The sequence below is a fragment of the Photobacterium sp. CCB-ST2H9 genome, assembly GCF_023151555.2.
GTDB lineage: Bacteria > Pseudomonadota > Gammaproteobacteria > Enterobacterales > Vibrionaceae > Photobacterium.
This window is the reverse complement of the sequence record NZ_CP100425.1, coordinates 514,970-532,127: the sequence shown is the minus strand read 5'-3', so window position 1 is coordinate 532,127 and position 17,158 is coordinate 514,970. Positions and strand designations below refer to the sequence as shown.

At 54.5% G+C, this 17,158-nt stretch carries 19 protein-coding genes; 13 read left to right on the top strand and 6 right to left on the bottom strand.

All coding sequences use genetic code 11. From position 1 onward, the window contains the following. The first annotated feature begins 51 nt into the window (after positions 1–51). Together L4174_RS02470 and L4174_RS02465 are read left to right on the top strand one after the other, a co-directional pair. On the top strand, positions 52–1,188 hold the full coding sequence (locus L4174_RS02470; protein ID WP_248143994.1) for an FAD-dependent monooxygenase: 1,137 nt from the start codon (positions 52–54) through the stop codon (positions 1,186–1,188). Between the two features lie 117 nt (positions 1,189–1,305). Then, on the top strand, positions 1,306–2,025 hold the full coding sequence (locus L4174_RS02465; protein WP_248143993.1) for an endonuclease: 720 nt from the start codon (positions 1,306–1,308) through the stop codon (positions 2,023–2,025). Positions 2,026–2,081: 56 nt separating this feature from the next. Here the strand turns inward: L4174_RS02465 and L4174_RS02460 are convergent, their stop codons facing one another. Continuing rightward, the gene (locus L4174_RS02460) at positions 2,082–3,398 is read right to left on the bottom strand and encodes a hypothetical protein (RefSeq protein ID WP_248143992.1); all 1,317 of its coding nucleotides are present in this window, start codon (positions 3,396–3,398) and stop codon (positions 2,082–2,084) included. Between the two features lie 250 nt (positions 3,399–3,648). Here L4174_RS02460 and rsmE point away from each other — a divergent pair, with 250 nt between their 5' ends. The 4 genes from rsmE to ruvX all read left to right on the top strand — a co-directional run bounded on the left by rsmE (position 3,649) and on the right by ruvX (position 6,477). Beyond that, positions 3,649–4,380, top strand: coding sequence for a 16S rRNA (uracil(1498)-N(3))-methyltransferase (gene rsmE / locus L4174_RS02455; RefSeq protein WP_248143991.1), 732 nt, complete (start codon positions 3,649–3,651; stop codon positions 4,378–4,380). A gap of 14 nt (positions 4,381–4,394) precedes the next feature. Then, complete coding sequence (gene gshB / locus L4174_RS02450) at positions 4,395–5,345, top strand: glutathione synthase (protein ID WP_248143990.1); 951 nt, start codon at positions 4,395–4,397, stop codon at positions 5,343–5,345. Between the two features lie 143 nt (positions 5,346–5,488). Next, positions 5,489–6,052 carry a YqgE/AlgH family protein gene (locus tag L4174_RS02445; protein ID WP_248143989.1) on the top strand — a complete coding sequence of 188 codons (564 nt, stop codon included), beginning with the start codon at positions 5,489–5,491 and terminating at the stop codon, positions 6,050–6,052. Next, on the top strand, positions 6,049–6,477 hold the full coding sequence (gene ruvX, locus L4174_RS02440; protein ID WP_248143988.1) for a Holliday junction resolvase RuvX: 429 nt from the start codon (positions 6,049–6,051) through the stop codon (positions 6,475–6,477). Before L4174_RS02445 ends, ruvX begins: the two co-directional genes overlap by 4 nt. A gap of 148 nt (positions 6,478–6,625) precedes the next feature. On the opposite strand, the gene L4174_RS02435 is transcribed toward ruvX, so the two are convergent. The 3 genes from L4174_RS02435 to L4174_RS02425 all read right to left on the bottom strand — a co-directional run bounded on the left by L4174_RS02435 (position 6,626) and on the right by L4174_RS02425 (position 10,313). Next, positions 6,626–7,942, bottom strand: a complete 1,317-nt coding sequence (locus L4174_RS02435) for a YjiH family protein (protein WP_248143987.1) — start codon at positions 7,940–7,942, stop codon at positions 6,626–6,628. A gap of 212 nt (positions 7,943–8,154) precedes the next feature. Further along, positions 8,155–9,264: a PilT/PilU family type 4a pilus ATPase gene (locus L4174_RS02430; protein WP_248143986.1), complete on the bottom strand. Its 1,110-nt coding sequence runs from the start codon at positions 9,262–9,264 to the stop codon at positions 8,155–8,157. A gap of 14 nt (positions 9,265–9,278) precedes the next feature. After that, positions 9,279–10,313, bottom strand: coding sequence for a type IV pilus twitching motility protein PilT (locus tag L4174_RS02425; protein WP_248143985.1), 1,035 nt, complete (start codon positions 10,311–10,313; stop codon positions 9,279–9,281). Between the two features lie 23 nt (positions 10,314–10,336). Here L4174_RS02425 and L4174_RS02420 point away from each other — a divergent pair, with 23 nt between their 5' ends. The 7 genes from L4174_RS02420 to hemW all read left to right on the top strand — a co-directional run bounded on the left by L4174_RS02420 (position 10,337) and on the right by hemW (position 15,245). After that, positions 10,337–11,044, top strand: a complete 708-nt coding sequence (locus L4174_RS02420; RefSeq protein ID WP_248143984.1) for a YggS family pyridoxal phosphate-dependent enzyme — start codon at positions 10,337–10,339, stop codon at positions 11,042–11,044. Positions 11,045–11,093: 49 nt separating this feature from the next. After that, positions 11,094–11,912: a pyrroline-5-carboxylate reductase gene (proC, locus tag L4174_RS02415; protein WP_248143983.1), complete on the top strand. Its 819-nt coding sequence runs from the start codon at positions 11,094–11,096 to the stop codon at positions 11,910–11,912. Between the two features lie 9 nt (positions 11,913–11,921). Then, on the top strand, positions 11,922–12,479 hold the full coding sequence (locus L4174_RS02410) for a YggT family protein (protein ID WP_248143982.1): 558 nt from the start codon (positions 11,922–11,924) through the stop codon (positions 12,477–12,479). Next, positions 12,476–12,769: a DUF167 family protein YggU gene (gene yggU / locus L4174_RS02405; RefSeq protein ID WP_248143981.1), complete on the top strand. Its 294-nt coding sequence runs from the start codon at positions 12,476–12,478 to the stop codon at positions 12,767–12,769. The genes L4174_RS02410 and yggU overlap by 4 nt, the downstream gene beginning before the upstream one ends. Before the next feature lie 124 nt (positions 12,770–12,893). Next, the gene (locus L4174_RS02400; RefSeq protein WP_248143980.1) at positions 12,894–13,322 is read left to right on the top strand and encodes a DUF4426 domain-containing protein; all 429 of its coding nucleotides are present in this window, start codon (positions 12,894–12,896) and stop codon (positions 13,320–13,322) included. A 154-nt stretch (positions 13,323–13,476) separates the two neighbouring features. Continuing rightward, entirely contained in the window at positions 13,477–14,070 is a 594-nt protein-coding gene (locus tag L4174_RS02395; protein WP_248143979.1) for an XTP/dITP diphosphatase, read from the top strand. Then, a complete protein-coding gene (gene hemW / locus L4174_RS02390; protein WP_248143978.1) occupies positions 14,070–15,245 on the top strand; it encodes a radical SAM family heme chaperone HemW in 1,176 nt (391 codons plus the stop codon). Before L4174_RS02395 ends, hemW begins: the two co-directional genes overlap by 1 nt. 72 nt (positions 15,246–15,317) lie before the next feature. On the opposite strand, the gene glsB is transcribed toward hemW, so the two are convergent. Then, on the bottom strand, positions 15,318–16,238 hold the full coding sequence (gene glsB / locus L4174_RS02385; protein ID WP_248143977.1) for a glutaminase B: 921 nt from the start codon (positions 16,236–16,238) through the stop codon (positions 15,318–15,320). A 117-nt stretch (positions 16,239–16,355) separates the two neighbouring features. After that, on the bottom strand, positions 16,356–17,093 hold the full coding sequence (gene trmB, locus L4174_RS02380; protein WP_248143976.1) for a tRNA (guanosine(46)-N7)-methyltransferase TrmB: 738 nt from the start codon (positions 17,091–17,093) through the stop codon (positions 16,356–16,358). Between the last annotated feature and the right edge of the window lie 65 nt (positions 17,094–17,158).

Sequence of the window (17,158 nt, the reverse complement as noted above, 5' to 3'; positions counted from 1 at the left end):
TTGCACCGGGCGTGGCTGAACTCCACGCCCGCCTCACTGCAGGAAAAAATTTTGACGCAAATTATCCAGACGCAAATCGCAGTGATCGGCGCAGGGATTGGCGGTTGTATCGCCGCACTGGCCCTGAGCCGCCATTTCGATGTTATCCTGATCGACCAACACACTGAATGCCCGGCCAGAATCGGCGAATGTCTGCCTCCGGCGGCAGGCCGTATTCTGCGCGAACTCGGCCTGCTCGAAGCTTTCACCCGCCATCAGGCGCTGCATCTTCCCTGTCACGGGATCCGCAGTCACTGGGGCAGCGATGCATGTGTGATGAATGACAACCTCAGGAACCCGGACGGACCGGGCTGGCAGCTCGACCGTGCCGGGTTTGATAACTGGCTGCGGCAACATGTGATGGCCAGCAACGTCCGCTGCCTGTGGCCAGCCAGACCTGTGGCGGTTCAGCAAGGTCGTGACGGCTGGTTGTTGCAGCTTCACGGAGAAACAGCTGAAAGCCGGTCTGCCGTACCCTGCCACTTTGTGATTGATGCCAGTGGCCGTCGCAGCGTCTTTTCCGCCATGCTGGGCATCAGACGTCTGGCACTCGACAAACAGGTTGCGATCTGGGCCAGTCTGGCGTGTGAGTGTGATGATCGCATGGCAACGCTGAGTGCCTGCGAATACGGCTGGTGGTACAGTGCTCGGTTACCGGGTCAGCGTCGGGTACTGGCGCTGCAAACCGATGCGGATCTGCTCAGACATGGTTTACATCTTGATGATGAACGCTTTTTTCAGATGGCCCGGACACAGAAAGATATTGCCGGGTTGCTTGCCGCCAGTCCGGCGCCGCAAAAACAATGGCAACTGCACGGCAAAACCTCCGCCAATACCACACGCCTCAAGCAAGTCGCCGGATTCCGCTGGGCGGCCATCGGTGATGCCGCCTGCAGCTTTAACCCGCTGTCCTCGCAGGGAATGTTCAATGCCATGGCAACGGCCATGCAGCTGACGGAACAGCTTGTGGATACCGGACTCAATCATCCGGAAGCACTGACTGCGCTCAGTCATACCCACAGCGCTCAAATCACATCAGTCTGGCAACGGTATCTGGATCATCACCGGCACTACTATCTGCAGGAACAGCGCTGGCCCGGCATGCCTTACTGGCAGCGAAGACACCATCCCCAACCTCTGGGAATTTGATGTCTGCCGCACCCAATTCAATATCTTGATGTTTTACACAGACATAACGTGAAACACTTCTAAATAAATTCGGTACTGATAACATCATCATCCCTTATATCAGTCACCGGATGTATCATGTTCACCAAGTTGAAATGGGTCCTGGCCGGCTCACTGCTGAGCCTCAGCCTCCTCCCACAGGTTGTCTATGCCAACCCGCCTGAGTCATTTGCCAAAGCCAAGAAGTTACTGGTCAAGATTTATCAGGACCACAACGAAAGTTTTTACTGCGGCTGCCGGATTGACTGGCACGGCAAGAAAGGTGTTCCCGATCTGGACAGCTGCGGCTATCAGGTTCGGAAGCAGGCAAAGCGGGCCAGCCGCATCGAATGGGAACATGTGGTCCCCGCCTGGCAGTTTGGCCATCAGTTACAATGCTGGCAGGACGGCGGCCGGAAGAACTGCCGGAAAGATCCGCTCTTCAACCGCATGGAAGCCGACATGCACAATCTGACCCCGGCGATAGGCGAAGTAAACGGCGACCGCTCGAACTTCCGCTTTACACCATGGAAAGACAATGAGGGAGCCAACTACGGCCAGTGCGACATCAAAGTTGATTTCAAAAACCGCCGGGTTGATCCGCCGCAGCGCGCACGAGGTGCCATTGCGCGAACTTATCTCTACATGGAGCAGGAATACCGATTCCGGCTGGCCAAAAACCAGCGTCAGCTGATGCAGGCCTGGCACAAGACCTATCCGGTCAGTGCCTGGGAATGTGAACGGGACCGCCGCATCGCTGGTATCCAGAAGCAGCATAACCGCTTCGTACTGGAGGCCTGCCAGCAGGCTGGTCTGTAGTTCAGAACAACGGCTGGGCTCTCCGGCTCAGCCGTCCTTTTTCTGCCCAGCAACAATCACTCGCGAAGCATTTCTTCCTGATACCGCCTGTGATGCTCCATCGCTGGCTGAGCACCTGAGAGCCGTTCAAACCGAGCTGACATTACAGCAGTCCGGGACTGACACCAGCCATCCCCGTAAGGTAAGTCAACCGGCGTTGCAGAAGTGATCGGCACAAACTCAGCTGTCAGGTTCTGCTGTAAGATCGCTTCTGACACCAGCTTGGCCCTTGGAGCCACCTCGTCCTGCGCCAGCCGGTTACGCTGCCCCCAGCCGAGAATCAAATCATCGCAATTATAATCCGACCTTGCCGGTACCGTCGTAAAGCCGACATCCGACACCACGCCATACTCGCGCCACATCATGTAGGCTTCAAACAACATGGCGACATCTTCTTCTGCGGTATAGTAACCATAGAATTCTGCGGCGCCGTCAGGCTCAAATGCGGCCCCGGCCTGTTCCGGCGTCAAAATTTTCTGAACCGATGAACCGCCGAAATAGCTGTTGGCAGCCTGAGTCAAATCATCCGATTCAAGCGCATAGTCCTGGTTCAGTCTCTGATGAATTTGACTGGATTTATTCCGGTTGATGTTGGTGAGAATACTGGTCGATGCATCCAGGCTGCTAAGCAGCTCCGGCGGCAGAAAGTCATTGGCATGGGCCAGTTCATGGGTGAGTAACCGCAACAACCCCGGTTTGATTTCAGCAGCCGATCGCCAGGCGTTGCTGAACTCATTGTAGGTATTACTGTAAGTCACATATTCACCGCTGGCCGGATCAACATAACGCTGCAAAGCAATAAAGCGCTGGCTGTCTGAAAAACCGGACCGGTAATCATCCTGCTGATAAATATCATTCCATTCCACCACATCCCGCCACAGATAACGCGGATCGATATACATCCCGGCTGTCGCGCTGTGATAAAAAGACGGTCGAACTTCAAAGCTCAGCACAATGACATTGAGCGGCTTAAACAGATTCAATACATCCTGCGGTAATTCCCGGACCACATCCATGAAACTGTCCCCCATCCACGAATGTGAAACCAGTAATCGCCCGGCGATATCATCCGGAGTCAGATCGCCGGATGTCTGATACCCCAGCGGAGCGATGTCCTGCATCTGACAGGACTGCCCCTGTTTGTAGATCACGGCACAGTCTATGGCAGATTGTGCGTAGAGGCTGTCTGCCAGATAAGGCTGCAAATCTTCCAGGCGCGGATCGCCACTCTGGTTCAGGCTTCTGTCCCCGGATTTACTACCGCCACAGCCTGCAATGACCAGCATGGCTGCCGCAATGATGCTCAGCCGTTGTAATTTTTGTTTTTTTGACATTGTTCTTTGTGTGTCCCAAATGCAATCACGCCAGCAATCTAATTGAAAGTGCAATAGATTGCTTAACTTCTTCCCTTATTTTTGAGCTGAAACGTTATCATTGAGCCGGATTTCAGTTCCAGGCTGTGCCGGATAGCCCATCACCGGCAATGTCGTCGTTTTTCAATCCGCCACAAGCAATGTTCGATACATTGCCATCAAGATTGATATACTGGCGCCAGACATTATCTTCACAGCCAATGAATCGAATATGAGAGTGCCACGTATTTTCCATCCTGAACCGCTGCCTGCAAGCGGAAAAGTGACATTAAGTGACGACGCCGCCAATCATGTGGGCCGCGTCATGCGCATGCAACCAGGTCAGGACGTCCTGCTGTTTGACGGCAGCAATGCTGAATTTCCGGCCGTGATTACCGAAGCCGGTAAAAAGCGGGTGGAAGTTGAGATCAGCGAACGCCGTGAAAACAATGTGGAATCCCCGCTGGAACTGCATCTGGGCCAGGTCATATCCCGGGGTGAGAAGATGGAATTCACTATCCAGAAGTCCGTTGAACTGGGTGTCAGCAGCATTACCCCGCTGATTTCTGAACGCTGCGGCGTCAAACTAAGCCAGGACAGATTTGATAAGAAACTATCCCAGTGGCAAAAGATCGCCATCAGTGCCTGTGAACAGTGCGGCCGCAACGTGGTTCCGGAAATCCGCCCGATCATGAAACTGGAAGATTGGTGTGCGGAAGAATTTGAAGGCCTGAAGTTGAATTTGCACCCAAGAGCCCAATATTCCATTAATACCCTGCCCGCCCCGGTTTCCCGTGTTCGTCTGCTGATTGGCCCGGAAGGCGGTCTGTCGGAGCAGGAAATCAGCATGACCGAAAACTACCAGTTCAGCGAAGTGCTGCTGGGCCCGCGGGTCCTCAGAACCGAAACCGCCGCCATGACGGCAATGACTGCGCTACAGGTTCGCTTTGGCGATCTCGGCTAACCAAGGAGAAACACATGATCAAATTGGGTATTGTGATGGATCCCATCCAGTCCATTAACATCAAGAAAGATTCCAGTTTTGCGATGATGCTGGAAGCGCAGCGCCGTGGCTGGGAAATCCACTACATGGAAATGGCCGACCTGTCACTGGAACAGGGGAAAGCGCTGGCACGCACCCGAATCGTCACCCTGAAAGAAGATCCAAACGACTGGTTCACCTTCCATGGCGATCAGGAAATTGCCCTGAGCGACCTGGATGCGGTCCTGATGCGAAAAGACCCGCCATTCGACACCGAATACATCTACGCCACCTATATTCTGGAGCGCGCAGAAGAACAAGGCACACTGATCGTCAACAAACCACAAAGCCTGCGTGACTGTAACGAAAAGCTGTTTACCGCCTGGTTCCCGGAGCTGACACCGACGACGCTCGTCACCCGGCGCGATGACAAGATCCGTGCGTTCTATGAAACGCATGGCGATATGATCCTGAAACCACTGGATGGCATGGGCGGCTCTTCGATTTTCCGTGTCAAACAAGGGGATCCGAACCTGTCGGTGATCATCGAAGCCCTGACCAACCACGGCCAGTTCTACTGCATGGCCCAGACATTCGTGCCGGACATCAGCAACGGGGACAAGCGAATTCTGGTGGTTGACGGTGAACCAATGCCTTACTGTCTGGCCCGGATTCCGGCAGAAGGTGAAACCCGCGGTAACCTGGCTGCCGGTGGTCGTGGCGAACCCCGCCCGCTGAGTGACACAGACCGTCAGATTGCTGAAGCCGTGGCGCCGGTCCTGAAAGAAAAAGGCCTGATTTTTGTGGGTCTGGATGTGATTGGCGACAAACTGACAGAAATTAATGTCACCAGCCCGACCTGTATCCGCGAAATCGAAGCCGCTTACGATATCTCCATCACCGGAAAACTGATGGATGCCATTGAACGTCGTCTGAAAGACGCTTAACCGGAACACTGTGCCTGAGTGTGTTGTCAAATATATGACCAAGGATTCGCTTGAGACTTCTGACAACACCTCGGCCAGACATACCATTTAAGCCAAATAGTCCTCATACTGTAACTATGAGCGCTTGTTGTAAGGACTGAATGATGAATCTCACCAATCATTTTCTGGTGGCCATGCCCAGTCTGCAGGATCCACACTTCAAACGCAGTGTGGTCTATGTGTGCGAGCACAACGACGAAGGTGCCATGGGTATTGTCATCAACCTGCCGATTGATGTGTCGGTCGGCAGCATGCTGGAACAGATCGAAGTGGAGCGTGAGCTGCCGCTGGCGCATCCGGACAGCCTGAAAAAACCTGTGATGATCGGTGGCCCGGTAGCTGGCGACCGCGGGTTTGTGCTGCATAACAGCAAAGCGAATTACAGCTCCAGTCTGGATCTGACTGATGAGCTCAAAATGACCACGTCCAAAGATATTCTGCCGCTTTTGGGAACGAAGGATGAACCGAGTCAGTTTCTGGTCGCCCTGGGCTATGCCGGCTGGACGGCCGGACAACTCGAGCAGGAGCTGGCTGAAAACAGCTGGCTGACCATGGAAGCAGACCCGGAAGTGGTTTTCGAAACCCCAATCAGTGAGCGCTGGGAAAAAGCCGTCGCCAAACTGGGCATTCATTCAGCCAATTTATCGACAGAAGTAGGACATTCATGAGCACATCACGCACCGTACTCGCCTTTGACTATGGCGTGAAAAGCATTGGCGCCGCGATCGGCCAGGAGCTGACGGGCACGGCCAATCCGCTTGCCGCGCTGAAAGCCAATGACGGTATCCCGAGCTGGGAAGCCATTGAAAAACTGCTCAAGGAATGGCAGCCGGATCTGGTGGTCGTGGGTCTGCCGCTGGACGTATATGGTGAAGAGCTGGACAGCATCACCCCGCGCGCCCGTAAATTTGCCAACCGCCTGCATGGCCGGTTCGGTTGCCAGGTTGAGCTGCACGATGAACGCCTGAGCACAGTGGAAGCCCGTTCGGATCTGTTTGCCCGGGGTGGCTACCGCTCTCTGAGCAAAGGCAATGTAGACTCTCAGTCCGCGGTTGTCATCTTAGAAAGCTGGTTTGAACAGCAATACGGGTAATCGGCTTGTACTGATTTTCTCTGTACAGCCCTGAAGGCTTTTGGATCATGGGTGACCCAAAGCACTGAAAGCTGCACAACCCCCGAATCGAAACAGCCCCGGACACATGTGTACCGGGGCTGTTTTTGTTACAGATGCACTTGCCGCGCTACATCTGTCCAGCCACCAAAAGAGCAAACGGAATCGCCAGCAGCAGACTGAGTGCCGTGCGGATAAACCAGACCACGACCAGACGCCCCACACTCAGCGGAATCGAAGTCGACAGGATGCATGGAATTGAGGCTGAGAAGAACAGGACACTGGACACACAAACCACCGCCGCCGCCATGCGAACCACCATATCCGCTTCACGCAGTAAGAGTGCCGGCAGGAACATCTCCGCCAGCCCGGATGCAGAAGCCTGCGCCAGCGCTTTCGCGCCCTCAATCCCCCAAATCGCGGTGAACGGATAAAACAGGTAACCCAGCCAGTCAAAAACCGGGGTGTACTTGGCAACCAGCAGGCCAATCAGACCCACCGACATAATGGACGGCAGAATGGCAATCGTCATCAGCAAACCATCTTTGATGGTCGACAGCATGCTGCTCCCCAGTGCCGGCGCCTGGCGCGCCACATCCATCCCGGTTTGATACGCCGTCTGCAGACGCCCGTCTCGCCCGGCTTCCGGTTCCGGATCACGAACCGACTCATCCATACCCCGGAGTGGCGGTAACCGCACAGTGATTGCCGTGACGATGAAGGTGATCACCAGCGTCCCCCAGAAATACAGGTTCCATACCGCCATCAGATCCAGCGTCTTCGCCACAATGATCATAAAGGTGGCTGAAACTGTCGAGAACCCCGTCGCAATGATCGCCGCTTCTTTCGCCGAATACTGGCCTGATTTGTATACACGATTCGTGATCAGCAATCCCAGCGAATAGCTGCCGACGAAGGAAGCAACCGCATCAATCGCTGAACGGCCCGGTGTCCGCCAGATCGGCCGCATCACCGGCTGCACCAGAATGCCAATCAGCTCCAGCAAGCCGTAACTGACCAGAAAAGACAGAAACACAGCCCCGACAGGCACAATCAGTCCGACCGAGATCACCAGCTTCTCGAAAAGAAACGGCAGCATATCTTTACTGTGCAGAAACTCAGGGCCTGCTCCGGTCACCGCCATCAGCGCGGCTGCAGCCCCCAGAACTTTCAGCACTGAGAATATTTTATCCGTCAGACTTTTCGACCACTGACCGGTCACAAACGGATAAATGGCACCCACGACAATCATGCCCAGTGCATACCAGGCTACGCCGCTGCCCAGCCACCCTTTGATCTGGCTGACCAGGTGATCCAGCGGAATGGTCGACTTTCCGTTCAGGGTGACTGGAATGAAAAAGAAAAAGATTCCGACAGCGCTGAGTACCAGCAACCGGAATCGCGCCAGGGTATCCGATATCCCGGCACGGGCCTGTGATTGTTCCATTTGATTGACTCCCTCTCCATGTTATTTGTATATACATATAAAGAGAGAACACTTCGCGCTCAAGATGGTTATTTTGAAATCAACGATGCGATCACAAATAATTAACAATGATGTCAGCAAAAGCCGATGTCTGTAGCCTGATCAGCTTTGGGATCATGGGTGCCCCAAAACTGAATAAGCTGTACAGGGAGCCGCTTGTACATTGCCGGCTCTCAGTCAAAACGAATGGAGACTCCCGCCAGACTATGCCCGGATGCGGTCTGACCGGACTGACCCAGTTTGATCATCAACCGGACATCATTGGCAGAATCGGCATGGGCCAAAGCGTCCGCTTCACTGATCTTTCCGGCCTGATACAATGCATACAAAGACTGATCTAAAGTCTGCATGCCCTGCTCTTTTCCTTTGGCCATCGTTTCTTTCAGCTCATGCAGGGCATTTCTTCGGATCAGATCCGAAATTCTGGGGGTATTGATCATCAGCTCAAAGGCAGCATGACGCCCGGCGCCGTGACTGTCCGGGATCAACTGCTGCGCCAGGATCCCTTTCAGATTCAGGGATAAATCGAACAACAACTGCTCCCGCCGTTCCCTGGGCACCAGATGCAGGATCCGCTCCAGTGCCTGATTGGCATTGTTTGCATGCAGAGTTGCCATGCAAAGATGGCCGGTTTCTGCAAAGTTCAGGGCATATTCCATGGTTTCCTGGTTTCGGATCTCACCGATCAGGATCATATCCGGCGCCTGCCGCAGGGAGTTTTTCAGGGCGACTTCATAGCTTTCGGTATCCAGTCCGACTTCACGCTGGGTCACGATACAACGGTCGTGCTGATGAATAAATTCAATCGGATCTTCGACGGTCAGAATATGTCCGCTGCGGTTCCGGTTTCTGTAACCGGTCAGCGCAGCCATTGAAGTTGATTTTCCCGAACCCGTTGCCCCGACCACCAGCACTAGTCCGCGCTTGGCCAGCGCCATCGCTTTCATCGGCTCCGGCAGGGTCAGAGCGTCGACATCCGGAATCATGCTCTCGATACGCCGGATTACCATGCCCGGCTGTTCCCGCTGCCAGAACGCACTGATACGGAAACGATGCCCTTCCCGGACCAGTGCAAAATTAGCTTCTTTCGTGGCCACAAACGTCTGCCATTGACTGGCTGACATGGCCTGCTGACACAAACGCTCAACTTCATCAACAGTCAGGCTAGGCCCGACAGCACTCAGCTGACCGTTGATTTTCAACTGGCAGGGTGCAGAAACCGTGAGATACAGATCCGATGCCTGATCCGCCGCCATTTGTGCCAGAATGCTTGCAAGTTCCATAAGTCTATCCTGTCTTACAGCCCCTGAGTCCGCTCGGTCACCCGGAGCACTTCATCGGGTTCCACCAGCCCCTGTGCCAGCAGCCGGTTGACAGCCTGCTCCATGGTCTGCATTCCCAGACCGGCACCGGTCTGGATCATCGAATACATCTGCGCGACTTTGTCTTCCCGGATCAGGTTACGGATCGCCGGCGTCGCCAGCATGATTTCATAAGCCGCGACCCTGCCGCCAGCAGGACATTTCAGCAGCGACTGTGCAATCACCGCCCGCAGCGATTCCGACAGCATGGAACGGACCATCGCTTTGTCATTCCCGGGGAAGACATCAATGATGCGATCGATCGCTTTCGCCGCCGAGCTGGTATGCAGAGTGCCCAGCACCAGATGGCCGGTTTCAGCGGCCGTCAGCGCAAGCCGGATGGTTTCCTGATCGCGCAGCTCGCCGACCATAATGACATCCGGATCTTCCCGCAACGCCGAACGCAGGGCATTCTGAAAACTGTGGGTGTCCCGATGGACTTCGCGCTGATTGATCAGACAGCGTTTGCTTTCATGGATAAACTCGATCGGATCCTCAATCGTCAGGATATGACGGTGGGAAAGAGAATTTATGTGATCCACCAGCGCCGCAATCGTGGTGGACTTGCCCGAACCCGTGGCCCCGGTGACCAGTACCAGGCCGCGCTGGCTCCTGGCAATCTGATAAAACACTTCAGGAACACCCAGCGATTCCAGTGACGGAACCGTCACCGGAATTGAACGGAAAACTGCAGCGCAGCCCCGGGACTGCTGAAAGGCATTGACCCGGAAACGTCCGACATCCGGCAGAGCAAAAGAAAAATCAACTTCGAGGTGCTCTTCAAATTCCCGGCGCTGCGCATCATCCATAATATCTGTAATCAGCCGGTGCACCGTTTCATGGCTGAAAGGCGGGATACTGAGCGCTCTGACATCACCGTCCACCCGGATCATCGGCGATACCCCCGCAGAGAGGTGCAGATCGGAGGCATTATGCTTTACACTAAAGTCCAGTAGCTCGGTGATATCCATATATTTTCCCCTAAGAATCAATTATGAGTAGTATCAGACAAAACATTACAAAGGTCACTCAGGAGATCTGCGAGGCCTGTGAGAAATGCGGGCGCTGCGCGGATTCCGTACAACTGCTGGCAGTGAGTAAAACCAAACCGGTCAGCGCCATTTCCGAAGCCATCGCTGCCGGACAGCTGGCATTCGGTGAAAACTATGTGCAGGAAGGCGTGGATAAGATCCAGCACTTTGCTGCCACCAAACCGGATCTGGCCCTGAGCTGGCACTTTATCGGTCCGATTCAGTCCAACAAAACCCGGCCCGTTGCAGAGCACTTCGACTGGGTTCATTCGGTCGACCGCGCCAAAATTGCCCGCCGCCTCAGTGAGCAGCGCCCGGACAATCTGCCGCCGCTGAAAATCCTGCTGCAGGTTAATACCAGCGGCGAAGCCTCGAAATCCGGCGTGGAATTTGACGAATTAGCCGCACTGGCTGCCGAAATTGTCTCACTGCCCAACCTCGAGTTACGTGGCCTGATGTCGATCCCGGAAAAAGCAGACGACTATAACAGCCAGCTCAGCGCCTTTGCGTCACTGGCTCAGGCCCGGGACAGACTGCAACAACAGTTGCCCGAAACAACCCTGGATACTCTGTCGATGGGCATGAGCGGCGATATGGAAGCCGCAGTTGCAGCCGGCAGCACTATGGTCCGGATCGGCACCGCAATTTTTGGCGCCCGGAATTACAGTTAACGCCGCCTGAAAAGGCAGACGTTTCTCATCATTTTAGAAGGATTTTTTCATGGAACATCGTTCGATCGCATTCATCGGTGCCGGCAATATGGCCCGCTCTATCATTGCCGGACTGGTCGCCAGCGGTTATCCGGCTGAACAGATCACCGCAACGGCGCCCAGCGCTGAACGTCGTGAACCCCTGGCCCGCGATTACGGTATCCATACCGATCATGACAACCTGCGCGCAGCACAACAGGCCGATGTCATTGTCCTGGCGGTCAAACCCCAGCTGATGGAAACCGTGTGTCAGCCGCTTCAGTCGATTGATTTCAAAGATAAACTGGTGATCTCCATTGCGGCTGGAATTTCTGTCGCCCGCTTGCAGGAAATGCTGGCAGCAAAAGTCAGTCTGGTTCGCGTTATGCCAAATACTCCGTCACTGATCGGCAAAGGAATGAGCGGTATGTATGCCGGTGCTGACGTCAGCGAGACGGACCGTACCTTCTCCGATGACCTGATGGCCGCGGTCGGAAAAACCTGCTGGGTATCAGAAGAATCCGGGATCAATGGCGTGATTGCCGCGGCCGGCAGTGCACCGGCGTATTTCTTCCTGTTCATGGAAGCGATGCAAAACGAGGCCATTCGTCAGGGATTTGATAAAGACACGGCCCGAGAACTGGTTCAGCAAGCTGCTGCAGGCGCTGCAGGCATGGTGCTCGCCAACCCGGACACAGAACTGTCGACTTTGCGTGAACAGGTCACCTCGAAAGGCGGCACGACCGCCGAAGCGATCCGTACATTTAACGAAGCGCAACTTAGTGATATCGTAGCGAAAGCAATGCAGGCCGCTGTCAGCCGCGCACAGGAAATGGAAAAATTGTTTTAAGGTAACCTTATGAACTCAATTGGTTTTTTAGTCAGTACAGCGTTCGATCTGTACATTATGGTGGTACTGCTGCGCTTGTGGCTTCAGTGGGCCAGAGCGGATTTCTATAATCCGTTCTCCCAGTTCGTGGTAAAGGCAACCCAGCCCGTGGTTGGTCCGCTGCGCCGTTTAATCCCGTCAATTGGCGCGTTGGATCTGGCAACTCTGCTGTTTGCTTATCTGCTGACAATCGCTAAATTTGTCATCCTGCAATTGGTCCTGACCAAAGGTGGCGTGGCATTCAGCATTGATCTGTTCTGGATTTCAGGTCTGTCACTGCTCAAGGCCGCAGGAGGCCTGGTGTTCTGGGTTCTGCTGATCCGTGCCATTCTCAGCTGGGTCAGCCAGGGCCGCAGCCCGATTGAATACGTGATGCACCAGCTGACCGAACCGATGACCGCGCCAATCCGTCGCTTCATTCCGGTGATGGGTGGTCTGGATCTGAGTGTGCTGGTTCTTTTCATCGGCCTGCAATTTGCCAACATCCTGATCGGTGATCTGATTGGCCCGATCTGGTTCCAGCTATGACGCAGCAAGCCGTCAGTCAGGATAAAGCGGATCTGGTGATCCGCTTTTACGTTCAGCCCAAGGCCAGCCGGGATCAGCTGGTTGGCCTGCATGGTGATGAAGTGAAGGTTGCCATCACGGCACCGCCTGTTGACGGCAAAGCGAACAGCCATCTGGTGAAATACCTGGCCAAACAGTTCAGGGTTGCCAAAGGCCAGGTAGTGATAGAAAAAGGAGAAACCGGGCGGCATAAGCAAATCCGCATACAATCACCTCAGGTGATTCCGGATCTTTTTCGTCACATGCTGTGAATCTCAGCCTCGTACAGCTGGTCAAAGCAAGTCACTCTATACTATAAAGAATGCAGCAATATCCCCTTGGAGTGTAAGGTCTTATATCATGAGACTCATCTCAACAGGATTAAAGGACAGCCTTATGAAACAGTTACTTGTTGCTTTTATTGCTTTACTCGGCCTTTCCCTCCCCGTTCATGCCGAGCAACTCAAGAATATCGGCGAACTGGAAGTTCACTATTCCACCTTCCCTTCGACATTTCTGACCCCGGAAATCGCGAAGACTTACCGGATTCAGCGCAGCCGTTACTCCGCACTGATCAATGTCACCGTACTTGATACCACTGCCGAAGGAAAACCCGCCGTTGCCGCTGTGGTGAAAGGAACAGCGCGGAACCTGGTCGGCAATGAGAAGAACCTGACCTTCCGCGAGATCCGCGAAGGGGATGCCATTTACTATATCGCTGAGCTGTCCCATGCCAATGAGGAACGCTTTCGGTTCAACATTGACGTCTCACGTCAATCGACCCGCGGCAATATCCAGTTCGAGCAGACTTACTTCGCCGAATAAGCCTCCCGGTTCAGTGCGGGCCATTCCCCGCACATCTCAAGCTCTGCCCGCAGAAAAAGAAGGATCCATTCCTTCTTTTTCTGTCTTTGGCTTTTGGGCTGCCTGTGGGTATCATAGGCCCCCCTCTCCCCAGCCACACAAACCAGGAGTCATCATGAGCAAACTCGTACTCGCAACCGGTAACCAGGGCAAAGTCCGTGAAATGGCTCACCTGCTTGCTGATTTTGGTTTCGAGGTGATTGCCCAGAGCGATATGAACGTCTCTGACGTCGCCGAAACCGGCACCACCTTTATTGAAAATGCCATCATCAAAGCGCGCCATGCCGCCAGAGAAACCGGTCTGCCAGCGATTGCAGACGACTCTGGTCTTGAAGTCGATGCGCTGAAAGGTGCACCCGGTATTTATTCGGCCCGCTATGCCGGCGAAGACGCCACAGACCTGCAGAATCTCGAGAAACTGCTGGTTGCCATGAAAGAGGTGCCTGAGGCAGAGCGAACCGCGCGTTTCCATTGTGTGCTGGTGATGATGCGCCATGCTGACGATCCAACCCCGCTGGTTTGCCATGGCACCTGGGAAGGGCGTATTCTGACGGAAGCCCGTGGTGAAAACGGCTTCGGTTACGATCCGGTTTTCTGGGTACCGGAAGAAAACTGCGCTTCAGCCGAACTGGCTGCTGAGCGTAAGAAACAACTGTCACACCGCGGCAAAGCCCTGCAACAACTCTTTGCTGCCCTGAAGGACGCCTGATGTTAGTACCGCCACCGCTGAGCCTGTATGTTCATATCCCCTGGTGTGTCCAGAAGTGCCCGTACTGTGACTTCAATTCGCATGCACTGAAAAACGATATCCCGGAGCTGGATTACATTGATGCGCTGCTGGAAGATCTCGACACGGATCTGGCCCGTTATCAGCTGACGGACAACAGCCGCTCCCTGCATTCCATCTTTATTGGCGGCGGCACCCCCAGCCTGATCTCAGCTCCGGAAATCGGGCGGCTGCTGGCGGGTATTCAGGCCCGTATTCCATTCAGTGATCAAATCGAAATCACCATGGAAGCGAACCCGGGCACCGTTGAAGCGGGCCGCTTTCAGGCATACCGTGAGGCGGGCGTGAACCGGATTTCCATCGGTGTTCAGAGTTTTCAGGATGACAAGCTGAAGCGTCTGGGCCGGATTCACGGCTGTGAGGAAGCAATCCGGGCTGCCGGACTGGCCCAAGAAGCCGGTCTGAACAGCTTCAATCTGGATCTGATGCACGGCCTGCCGGATCAGAGCGTGGCGGATGCCCTGTCCGATCTGAAACAGGCGATCGCCTTAGATCCGCCGCATCTGTCCTGGTACCAGCTGACGATTGAGCCAAACACCCTGTTTTACTCAAAACCACCGACGCTGCCGGATGACGACGATTTGTGGAATATCTTTGAGCAGGGACATGCCCTGCTGGCCGCGGCCGGGTATGAGCAGTATGAAATTTCCGGCTACAGCAAACCGGGCAAGCAGTGTCAGCACAATCTGAACTACTGGCGCTTTGGTGACTACCTCGGCATCGGCTGCGGGGCACACGGGAAGATCAGCTTCGCTGACGGCACCATAACCCGCACGGTGAAAGTGAAACATCCGCGCGGTTACCTGAATCCGCAGAAACCTTATCTGGATCAGGAAACGCAGGTGGCAGACACCGAACGGCCATTCGAGTTTTTCATGAACCGTTTCCGTCTGCTGGAGGCCTGTCCGAAACAGGACTACGTTGCGCGCACCGGCTTGCCGCTGGACAGCATCCGGACGCCGATTGAATGGGCGCTGGGCAAAGAGTATCTGCTGGATCAGGGCAACAGCTGGCAGATTACCGAACAGGGCAAGCTGTTCCTCAACGACCTGCTGGCCGCCTTTGTCGATGAAGACGACGAAGAAGACAGCAACTAAAGCCGATTTGTCGCTGGCAGACATCTGCCAGCGACAAGCTCAAACCTTGAATTCCAAGGCATTAGATTCCAACTAGAAAATCGAACGGCCAATGCGTTCAGCCAGCAGCTCCAGTGCTGCCGTACCGGCAACAGAGTTCCCGGAGGCGTCCAGCTCCGGAGACCAGACCGCAATCGACATCTCACCCGGCACAATCGCAACGATACCGCCGCCGACACCGGATTTACCCGGCATCCCGACCCGGTAAGCAAACTCACCCGCCCCGTCGTACAGGCCGCAGGTTGCCAGCAAGGCATTGATCTGTTTGCTTTGTGTCGGTGAAATCAACGGCTTTTCCGCGCACAATGGCTGCCCTTTATTGGCCAGATAACTGAAAGTTCGGGCCAGATCCACGCAGCTCATCTTCAGGGCACAGTAACCGAAATAATTGCCCAGCACCGGCACCACTTCATTCTCGAAGTTACCAAATGAGCGCATCAGATACGCAATCGCGGCATTGCGATCGCTGTGCTGCATCTCAGAAGCGGCCACATTTTTGTCGTACACCACATTCGCGTTGCAGGACAGCGTTCTGACCAGCTCCAGCATCCGGTACTGCGGCGCAGAAAGGCGACTGTGCAGCAGATCAGAAACCACTAGCGCGCCGGCATTGATGAAGGGATTACGGGGAATACCGTGTTCCATCTCCAGCTGAATCATGGAATTAAACGCATGACCTGAGGGTTCTTTGCCGACACGGGACCAGATCTCATCCGCTTCATACAGCGTCATGGCCAGCGTCAGACTGAGCACTTTGGAGATCGACTGAATCGAGAAGCCGACGTCGCTGTCGCCAGCCTGAATAATCTCACCGTCGTTATAACAAACGGCAATGCCCAGCCGGTCTGACGGTACCTCGGCCAGGGCCGGAATATAATCGGCAACCTTGCCCTGCCCAATCAACGGCCGGACTTCATCCAGAATGTCATTCAGCAACTGCTCACTTGGCTTCATTCACTGTCTCCAGAGGACAAAAAAGCCAACTCAAAGGCTGGCTTTTCAGGCTAATCGTATTTAAAGGACCCATATCTTATTCGATATTGAACCCCAATGGCTATGAGCCATAGCACATTATTCTGTACGGGCGAACTTCATGTCCCATACACCGTGACCCAGACGATGTCCGCGGGCTTCAAATTTGGTCAGCGGGCGATCGTCCGGACGCGGGATATAATCACCGTCTGTGGCCGTATTCGCATAGCCCGGAGCAACATTCATCACTTCCACCATATGCTCAGCGTAATTTTCCCAGTCAGTAGCCATATGGAAAATACCGCCGATCTTCAGCTTCTTACGCACCATTTCCACAAAAGCTGGCTGGACGATACGACGCTTGTGGTGACGCGCTTTGTGCCATGGGTCCGGGAAGAACAGCTGAACGGTATCCAGGCTGCCATCCGGGATCATGTGATCAAAGACTTCCACGGCATCGTGGCACATTACACGCAGATTGGCCAGGCCTGCTTCTTCAGCAGCCATCAGACACGCACCCACACCCGGACTGTGCACTTCAATCCCGACGAAGTTTTTCTCCGGCGCGTTTTTCGCCATTTCAACCAGCGAGGCACCCATACCAAAGCCAATTTCCAGCACCACATGGCCGTCACGGCCGAACACTTCGGTCCAGTTCAGCGGTTTTTGCTCAAAATCGAGCCCCATGGCTGGCCAGTTATTTTCCAGAGCATGTTGCTGGCCCTTGGTTAAACGGCCCTCACGACGGACAAAGCTACGGATTTTACGTACCAGCTTTCCGTCTTCCGTGTATTCCGTCAGGGTGACGTCAGCATTCGTTCTGGATTCTTGGCTCATGGGTCCTTACCTAAAAAATGGGTTAATCAATTTCAGATACCAAACTGAGGAGAAGGCTGTCGCCA

What these genes read in the sequence shown, in the direction of transcription:
- L4174_RS02425 (WP_248143985.1), bottom strand. Translation starts at nt 10,313, where the DNA reads ATGGATATCACCGAGCTACTGGACTTTAGTGTAAAGCATAATGCCTCC.
- rsmE (WP_248143991.1), top strand. Translation starts at nt 3,649, where the DNA reads ATGAGAGTGCCACGTATTTTCCATCCTGAACCGCTGCCTGCAAGCGGA.
- L4174_RS02395 (WP_248143979.1), top strand. Translation starts at nt 13,477, where the DNA reads ATGAGCAAACTCGTACTCGCAACCGGTAACCAGGGCAAAGTCCGTGAA.
- yggU (WP_248143981.1), top strand. Translation starts at nt 12,476, where the DNA reads ATGACGCAGCAAGCCGTCAGTCAGGATAAAGCGGATCTGGTGATCCGC.
- ruvX (WP_248143988.1), top strand. Translation starts at nt 6,049, where the DNA reads ATGAGCACATCACGCACCGTACTCGCCTTTGACTATGGCGTGAAAAGC.
- gshB (WP_248143990.1), top strand. Translation starts at nt 4,395, where the DNA reads ATGATCAAATTGGGTATTGTGATGGATCCCATCCAGTCCATTAACATC.
- L4174_RS02420 (WP_248143984.1), top strand. Translation starts at nt 10,337, where the DNA reads ATGAGTAGTATCAGACAAAACATTACAAAGGTCACTCAGGAGATCTGC.
- L4174_RS02465 (WP_248143993.1), top strand. Translation starts at nt 1,306, where the DNA reads ATGTTCACCAAGTTGAAATGGGTCCTGGCCGGCTCACTGCTGAGCCTC.
- L4174_RS02430 (WP_248143986.1), bottom strand. Translation starts at nt 9,264, where the DNA reads ATGGAACTTGCAAGCATTCTGGCACAAATGGCGGCGGATCAGGCATCG.
- hemW (WP_248143978.1), top strand. Translation starts at nt 14,070, where the DNA reads ATGTTAGTACCGCCACCGCTGAGCCTGTATGTTCATATCCCCTGGTGT.
- L4174_RS02400 (WP_248143980.1), top strand. Translation starts at nt 12,894, where the DNA reads ATGAAACAGTTACTTGTTGCTTTTATTGCTTTACTCGGCCTTTCCCTC.
- trmB (WP_248143976.1), bottom strand. Translation starts at nt 17,093, where the DNA reads ATGAGCCAAGAATCCAGAACGAATGCTGACGTCACCCTGACGGAATAC.
- proC (WP_248143983.1), top strand. Translation starts at nt 11,094, where the DNA reads ATGGAACATCGTTCGATCGCATTCATCGGTGCCGGCAATATGGCCCGC.
- L4174_RS02410 (WP_248143982.1), top strand. Translation starts at nt 11,922, where the DNA reads ATGAACTCAATTGGTTTTTTAGTCAGTACAGCGTTCGATCTGTACATT.
- glsB (WP_248143977.1), bottom strand. Translation starts at nt 16,238, where the DNA reads ATGAAGCCAAGTGAGCAGTTGCTGAATGACATTCTGGATGAAGTCCGG.
- L4174_RS02445 (WP_248143989.1), top strand. Translation starts at nt 5,489, where the DNA reads ATGAATCTCACCAATCATTTTCTGGTGGCCATGCCCAGTCTGCAGGAT.
- L4174_RS02460 (WP_248143992.1), bottom strand. Translation starts at nt 3,398, where the DNA reads ATGTCAAAAAAACAAAAATTACAACGGCTGAGCATCATTGCGGCAGCC.
- L4174_RS02435 (WP_248143987.1), bottom strand. Translation starts at nt 7,942, where the DNA reads ATGGAACAATCACAGGCCCGTGCCGGGATATCGGATACCCTGGCGCGA.